The following is a 6,600-nucleotide window of genomic DNA, read 5'->3' as shown; positions in this document are numbered from 1 at the left end:
GGGCGGGCCGCAGGCCCGTTCCCTTCAGGGGCGCGGGGCGGTGACACATGCGGCTCCACCGCGTGGGCGCGGGAAACCCCCACCGACCCGCAGCCGGACAACCACGGTCAGCGCCCGTTGAACGCGTCCTTCAGCCGCGAGAACAACCCCTGCTGCCCCGGCTGGAACTGCCCCGTCGGCCGCTCCTCGCCCCGCAGCGCGGCCAGTTGCCGCAGCAGCTGCTCCTGCTCGGGGTCGAGCTTCGTCGGGGTCTGCACCTCGACGTGGACGATGAGGTCGCCCCGGCCCCCGCCGCGCAGATGCGTGACACCGCGCCCGTGCAGCGGGATCGACTGGCCGGACTGGGTGCCGGGCCGGATGTCGACCTCCTCCAGACCGTCCAGCGTCTCCAGCGGCACCTTCGTGCCGAGCGCGGCCGCGGTCATGGGGATCGTCACCGTGCAGTGGAGGTCGTCGCCGCGCCGCTGGAACGTCGGGTGCGGCAGTTCGTGGATCTCGACGTAGAGGTCACCGGCGGGACCGCCGCCGGGCCCGACCTCGCCCTCACCGGCGAGCTGGATGCGCGTGCCGTTGTCGACGCCGGCCGGGATCTTCACCGTCAGCGTCCGCCGCGACCGCACCCGTCCGTCGCCCGCGCACTCGGGGCACGGGTTCGGGACGATCGTGCCGAAGCCCTGGCACTGCGGGCAGGGCCGCGAGGTCATGACCTGGCCCAGGAAGGACCGCGTGACCTGCGAGACCTCACCGCGGCCGCGGCACATGTCACAGGTCTGCGCGCTCGTGCCGGGGGCCGCGCCCTCGCCGCTGCAGGTGCCGCAGACCACGGCCGTGTCGACCTGGATGTCCTTCGTCGTGCCGAAGGCGGCCTCGTCGAGGTCGACCTCCAGCCGGATCATCGCGTCCTGGCCGCGGCGCGTACGCGAGCGCGGGCCGCGCTGGGACGCCGTACCGAAGAAGGCGTCCATGATGTCCGAGAAGTTCCCGAAGCCACCGGCGCCGAAGCCGCCCGCGCCTGAGCCGCCCGACTGGGACAGCGGGTCGCCGCCGAGGTCGTAGACCTGCTTCTTCTGCGGGTCCGAGAGAACCTCGTACGCCGCGTTGATCTCCTTGAACCGCTCCTGCGTCTTCGGATCGGGGTTGACGTCCGGGTGCAGCTCGCGAGCGAGCCTGCGGAACGCCTTCTTGATCTCGTCCTGGGACGCGTCGCGGCGCACGCCGAGTACGGCGTAGTAGTCCGTGGCCACTTAAGACTCCGCCAGGATCTGTCCGACGTACCGTGCCACCGCTCGTACCGCTCCCATCGTTCCCGGATAGTCCATGCGCGTAGGTCCGACCACGCCCAGTTTGGCGACTGCCTCGCCGCCCGAACCGTAGCCGACCGAGACGACGGACGTGGAGTTGAGTCCCTCATACGCGTTCTCGTGACCGATGCGGACGGTCATGCCCGAATCCCCCGCCTCCCCCAGCAACTTGAGGAGGACGACCTGTTCCTCGAGGGCCTCGAGGACGGGCCGGATGGTGAGGGGGAAGTCATGTCCGAAGCGGGTCAGATTGGCGGTGCCGCCGATCATCAGCCGCTCCTCGTTCTCCTCGACAAGGGTCTCCAGCAGCGTGGAGAGCACCGTCGAGACCGTACCCCGGTCCTCGACGTCGAACGCCTCCGGCAGGTCCTCGACCAGCCGGGGCACATCGGTGAACCGGCGGCCCGCGACCCGGCTGTTCAGCCGGGCGCGCAGATCCGCGAGAGACGTTTCTCCGAACGGCGCCGGGCAGTCGACCATCCGCTGCTCGACCCGGCCGGTGTCCGTGATCAGCACGAGCATCAGCCTGGCGGGGGCCAGCGACAGCAGCTCCACGTGCCGCACCGTCGAGCGGGTCAGCGACGGGTACTGCACGACGGCGACCTGCCTGGTCAGCTGGGCGAGCAGCCGTACGGTCCGCGCGACCACGTCGTCCAGGTCGACGGCGCCGTCCAGGAAGTTCTGGATGGCGCGCCGCTCGGGCGCGGTCATCGGCTTGACGCCGGCCAGCTTGTCGACGAAGAGCCGGTACCCCTTGTCGGTGGGGATGCGGCCCGCGCTGGTGTGGGGCTGCGCGATGTAGCCCTCGTCCTCCAGCGCCGCCATGTCGTTGCGGACCGTCGCCGGGGACACGCCGAGGTTGTGCCGCTCGGTCAGGGCCTTCGACCCCACCGGCTCCTCGGTGCCCACATAGTCCTGGACGATGGCGCGCAGCACCTGGAGCCTGCGTTCACTGAGCATCCGCGCACACCTCCAGCTCGTCTCCCGCGCGACATCCCCCTTGGCACTCACCGCGGGCGAGTGCCAACACTCCCCGCCCAGTGTACGGCGGTGGGGTACGCCCCCGGCAAGGCCGGTCCAGCCATGTCGTGCCGACGTGTACCGACCTGTCCGACGATGTCGTACCGCTTCCTACCGACGGGTACGGGCGGGGCGCGGGGCCACCGGGCCCGGCGGGGGTGATGTGGGACACGGGGGTGTCCACGGGTGACCGGAGTCCCGGGCGCCACGGGCACCGCACCGGGCCCTCCCCCGTCCGCTGGGGCTAGCGTCGGGCCATGACGGTGACTTGGGAAGAGTGCGGGTGGGAGGGGCTGGCGCCGCGGGTCGGACGGTGCCGCCTGCCGGGCTGGGACTGCACGGTCGGGCTGGTGGCCGGGGACGGCGCGGCCCTGATGATCGACGCGGGGTCGAGCCTGCGGGAGGGCGTGCGGTTGCGGGGCCAGGCGCGCGAGCTGCTCGACAGTTCCCGTGTGACACATCTCGCGCTCACCCACTCCCACTTCGACCATGTCTTCGGGGCGTCCGCCTTCGCCGGGGTGGAGGTCTTCGGCGCGGTGGGCCTGGACGGCGTCCTGACCGCCGAGCGGGACGGGCTGCGCGCCGACGCCGTCCGCCACGGCCTCCCCGTCGAGGACGCCGCCGAGGCCGCTGACCTGCTGGTACGCCCCCGGCACCAGGTCTCGGGCGAGTGGACCCTGGATCTGGGCGGCGGCCTCCAGGTGCTGCTGGCGAACGTGGGCCCCGGTCACACGCCCCACGATCTGGTGGTCCTGGTGCCCGGTTCGTCCGCCGCCCCCGAGATCGTCTTCTGCGGGGACCTGGTGGAGGAGTCCGGTGAACCCCAGGCCGGCCCGGACGCCGTGCCCTCCCACTGGCCGGCCGCCCTGGACCGGCTCCTGGAACTGGGCGGCGAGGACGCGCTGTACGTACCCGGGCACGGAGCGGTGGTCGACGCGGCGTTCGTCCGCGCCCAGCGCGACGCGCTCGCGCACCGCTTCGGCGTGTCGGGCTGAGCGGGGGGCGACTCCGGGCGCGGGTTCTCCTATCGTCATCCGAATGCGCCAGTACTCTCCGGATCTGACCCCGCCGTGGAAGAAGCCCAAGCCGGTTCCCGAGGTCCCGGCCGATCCGGGCCTGGTGGTCGAGGAGGCCGACACCGGTTTCTGCGGTGCGGTGATCCGCTGCGAGGCGGGCACGGTGACCCTGGAGGACCGCTTCGGCAAGCACCGGGTGTTCCCGCTGGAGCCGAGGGGGTTCCTGCTGGAGGGGCGGGTGGTGACACTGGTGCGCCCCTCGTCCGCCGCCCCGCCCCGTCCGACCCGTACGGCGTCCGGCTCGGTCGCCGTCCCCGGCGCCCGCGCGCGGGTGGCCCGCGCCGGCCGGATCTACGTGGAGGGCCGCCACGACGCCGAACTGGTCGAGAAGGTGTGGGGCGACGACCTGCGGATCGAGGGGGTCGTGGTGGAGTACCTGGAGGGCGTCGACGACCTCCCGGCGATCGTCGCGGACTTCGCCCCCGGCCCCGACGCGCGACTGGGCGTCCTGGTCGACCACCTGGTCCCCGGCAGCAAGGAGTCGCGGATCGCCGCGTCCGTGACCGGCGAACACGCGCTCGTCGTGGGCCACCCGTACATCGACATCTGGGAGGCGGTGAAGCCGTCGTCCCTGGGCATCACGGCGTGGCCGCGGGTGCCGCGCGGCCAGGACTGGAAGACCGGGGTGTGCCGGGCGCTGGGATGGCCGGAAAACACCGGTGCGGCGTGGCAGCGGATCCTGGGGGGCGTCCGGTCCTACAAGGACCTGGAGCCGGCACTGCTGGGCCGAGTGGAGGAACTGATCGACTTCGTCACGGCCGACGAGGGGTAGCCGGCCGACCCGCGGGGTGTCGGAGGCCGACGGAGGGCAGGGCGGCCGGCGAGAGCCCGCACCGCGACGGATGGCGGGTCGGCCCCCGAGGTCCCGATCGGCGACGGCCAGCCGGTCGGCCGACAAGGGCCCGCACCGCGACGGATGGCGGGTCGGCCGACGGGAGCCGACACCGCAACGGATGGCGGGTCGGCCCCCGAGGTCCCGATCGGCGACGGCCAGCCGGTCGGCCGGCAAGGGCCCGCACCGCGACGGATGGCGGGTCGGCCGACGGGAGCCGACACCGCAACGGATGGCGGGTCGGCCCCCGAGGTCCCGATCGGCGACGGCCAGCCGGTCGGCCGGCGAGAGCCCGCACCGCGGCGGATGACCGGTTGGCCCGTGAGCGCTCGCACCGCGGCAGATGGCCGGGCTCGGCCCGCGAGGGGCCGGTCGGCGGCAGGTGGTCGGTCAGTCCACGAGGTCTCGGACGACCGCGTCGGCGAGGAGGCGGCCCCGGAGGGTCAGTACCGCGTGCCCCTCGTCGTACGGCTCCTTCGCCAGCAGCCCGTCCGTGAGCGCCCGGTGCGCGGCCGCGCGCCCGGCCTCCCGCAACAGGTCCAGCGGCACGCCCTCCCGCAGCCTCAGCTCCAGCAGGATCCGCTCCACCCGGCGGTCCTCGTCCGACAGCAGCTCCCGCCCCGCTCCCGGCGACCTCCCCGCCGCCAGCGCGCCCGCGTACGCGCCGGGGTGCTTGACGTTCCACCAGCGCACGCCGCCGACATGGCTGTGCGCGCCGGGACCCGCGCCCCACCAGTCCGCGCCGCGCCAGTACAGCTCGTTGTGCAGACACCGGCCGGCGTCGGAGGTCGCCCAGTTGGAGACCTCGTACCAGTCGAAGCCCGCGGCCGAGAGCATCTCCTCGGCGATCAGATAGCGGTCGGCGTGCACGTCGTCGTCCGTCATCGGCACCTCGCCCCGCCGGATCCGCCGCGCGAGCTGGGTGCCCTCCTCGACGATCAGCGCGTACGCCGACACGTGGTCCGGCCCGGCGCCGAGCGCCGCGTCCAGGGAGGCCCGCCAGTCGTCGTCGGACTCGCCGGGCGTGCCGTAGATCAGGTCGAGGTTGACGTGCTCGAACCCGGCCGCGCGCGCCTCCGCGACACACGCCTCGGGGCGCCCCGGCGTGTGCGTCCGGTCGAGGATCTTCAGCACGTGCTGCCGGGCGCTCTGCATACCGAAGGAAATCCGGTTGAAGCCGCCGGCCCGCAGGGTCGCCAGGTACGCGGGGTCCACGGACTCCGGGTTCGCCTCCGTCGTCACCTCGGCGTCGTCCGCGAGCCCGAACTCGTCCCGGATCGCCCCGAGCATCCGTACGAGATCGTCGGCGGCCAGGAGTGTGGGGGTACCGCCGCCGACGAAGACCGTGCGGACAGGCCGCGGGTCGTCGCCGAGGACCTTGCGGGCGAGGCGGATCTCGTCGACGACGGTGTCCGCGTAGTTGTCGCGGGACGCGAGCACACCGCCGGTGCCGCGCAGCTCGGTCGCGGTGTAGGTGTTGAAGTCGCAGTACCCGCAGCGGGTCGCGCAGTACGGGACGTGCAGATAGAACCCGAGGGGCCGCTCGGCAGCCCCGGCCAGGGCGTGCGCGGGCAGCGCCCCGTCGTCGGGAACGGGCTCACCGTCGGGAAGTGCGGAAGGCATGCGTTCCATTGTCCAGCACCGGCCCACCGCCCCGGACGGCCGTCGTCTCCGGGTGACCGTCGTCTCAGGTGGCCGTCATCCGTGGCATCCGTGGACGGGCACCTCCCGGCGTCGGCGCGGGGCTACTCCGCCTGGAGCACCAGCAGCGCCAGGTCGTCCTCCGGGGCGCCCTGGCCGAACTCGTGCACGAGTCGACGGATCCGTTCGGCGATCAGCTCGGCGTTGAGCCCGGCGCAGCCGGCCAGCGCGCTCGCGAGGCCGTCGCCGTCGTCGAACATGACGGGACCGCTGCGCCGCTCGGTCACCCCGTCGGTGACGCTCAGCAGCGTGTCGCCGGGGCGCAGCTCGAACGTCTCGGAGACGTACTCCGCGTCCTCGATCACCCCGAGCAGGGTCTGCGGCTCGGCCACGGCCCGTACGTCGCCGTCGGGCCCGAGCAGCAGCGGCAGCGGATGCCCGGCGGAGGCGAGGGTGCAGCGGACACCACCGTCGAAGGGGACGAGTTCGCCGTAGAGGAGGGAGAGGAAGCGGGTCTGGGAGGCCTCGGGGTCGACGAGGCCAGGGTCGCCCGCCGTGACCAGGGCCCGCGCGGCGGCGTCGGCCGTCTCGGTCGCGTCGTCGAGGAGGAGCTGGTTGAGGCGGTCGAGTACGTCGGCGACGCCGTAGCCCTCGCGGGCGAGCAGCCGGAGCCAGGGGCGGGCGAGGCCGATGACGACGGCCGCCTCGGGGCCCTTGCCCTGGACGTCGC

6 protein-coding genes are annotated in these 6,600 nt (G+C 73.4%); 2 read left to right on the top strand and 4 right to left on the bottom strand.

Going from position 1 to position 6,600, the window contains the following annotated elements:
- Window positions 1-107 precede the first annotated feature (107 nt).
- On the bottom strand, window positions 108-1,244 hold the full coding sequence (gene dnaJ / locus AOK23_RS37505) for a molecular chaperone DnaJ (protein ID WP_055716949.1): 1,137 nt from the start codon (window positions 1,242-1,244) through the stop codon (window positions 108-110).
- Window positions 1,245-2,261 carry a heat-inducible transcriptional repressor HrcA gene (gene hrcA, locus AOK23_RS37500; protein ID WP_055543005.1) on the bottom strand — a complete coding sequence of 339 codons (1,017 nt, stop codon included), beginning with the start codon at window positions 2,259-2,261 and terminating at the stop codon, window positions 1,245-1,247.
- A gap of 317 nt (window positions 2,262-2,578) precedes the next feature.
- Between hrcA and AOK23_RS37495 the strand changes: the two genes are divergently transcribed.
- Window positions 2,579-3,316 carry an MBL fold metallo-hydrolase gene (locus tag AOK23_RS37495; protein WP_055716948.1) on the top strand — a complete coding sequence of 246 codons (738 nt, stop codon included), beginning with the start codon at window positions 2,579-2,581 and terminating at the stop codon, window positions 3,314-3,316.
- A 43-nt stretch (window positions 3,317-3,359) separates the two neighbouring features.
- Window positions 3,360-4,169 carry a DUF3097 domain-containing protein gene (locus AOK23_RS37490; protein WP_055716947.1) on the top strand — a complete coding sequence of 270 codons (810 nt, stop codon included), beginning with the start codon at window positions 3,360-3,362 and terminating at the stop codon, window positions 4,167-4,169.
- A 450-nt stretch (window positions 4,170-4,619) separates the two neighbouring features.
- On the opposite strand, the gene hemW is transcribed toward AOK23_RS37490, so the two are convergent.
- Entirely contained in the window at window positions 4,620-5,852 is a 1,233-nt protein-coding gene (gene hemW, locus AOK23_RS37485) for a radical SAM family heme chaperone HemW (RefSeq protein WP_055716946.1), read from the bottom strand.
- Window positions 5,853-5,974: 122 nt separating this feature from the next.
- Window positions 5,975-6,600, bottom strand: a 626-nt coding sequence (locus tag AOK23_RS37480; protein WP_157878268.1) for a PP2C family protein-serine/threonine phosphatase, incomplete at its 5' end; no start/stop codon positions are given.

This window comes from Streptomyces torulosus, from assembly GCF_001419765.1.
In the GTDB taxonomy this organism is placed as follows: domain Bacteria; phylum Actinomycetota; class Actinomycetes; order Streptomycetales; family Streptomycetaceae; genus Streptomyces; species Streptomyces torulosus.
This window is presented reverse-complemented; position numbering and strand designations above follow the sequence as displayed.

What these genes read in the sequence shown, in the direction of transcription:
- AOK23_RS37495 (WP_055716948.1), top strand. Translation starts at nt 2,579, where the DNA reads ATGACGGTGACTTGGGAAGAGTGCGGGTGGGAGGGGCTGGCGCCGCGG.
- hrcA (WP_055543005.1), bottom strand. Translation starts at nt 2,261, where the DNA reads ATGCTCAGTGAACGCAGGCTCCAGGTGCTGCGCGCCATCGTCCAGGAC.
- AOK23_RS37490 (WP_055716947.1), top strand. Translation starts at nt 3,360, where the DNA reads ATGCGCCAGTACTCTCCGGATCTGACCCCGCCGTGGAAGAAGCCCAAG.
- hemW (WP_055716946.1), bottom strand. Translation starts at nt 5,852, where the DNA reads ATGCCTTCCGCACTTCCCGACGGTGAGCCCGTTCCCGACGACGGGGCG.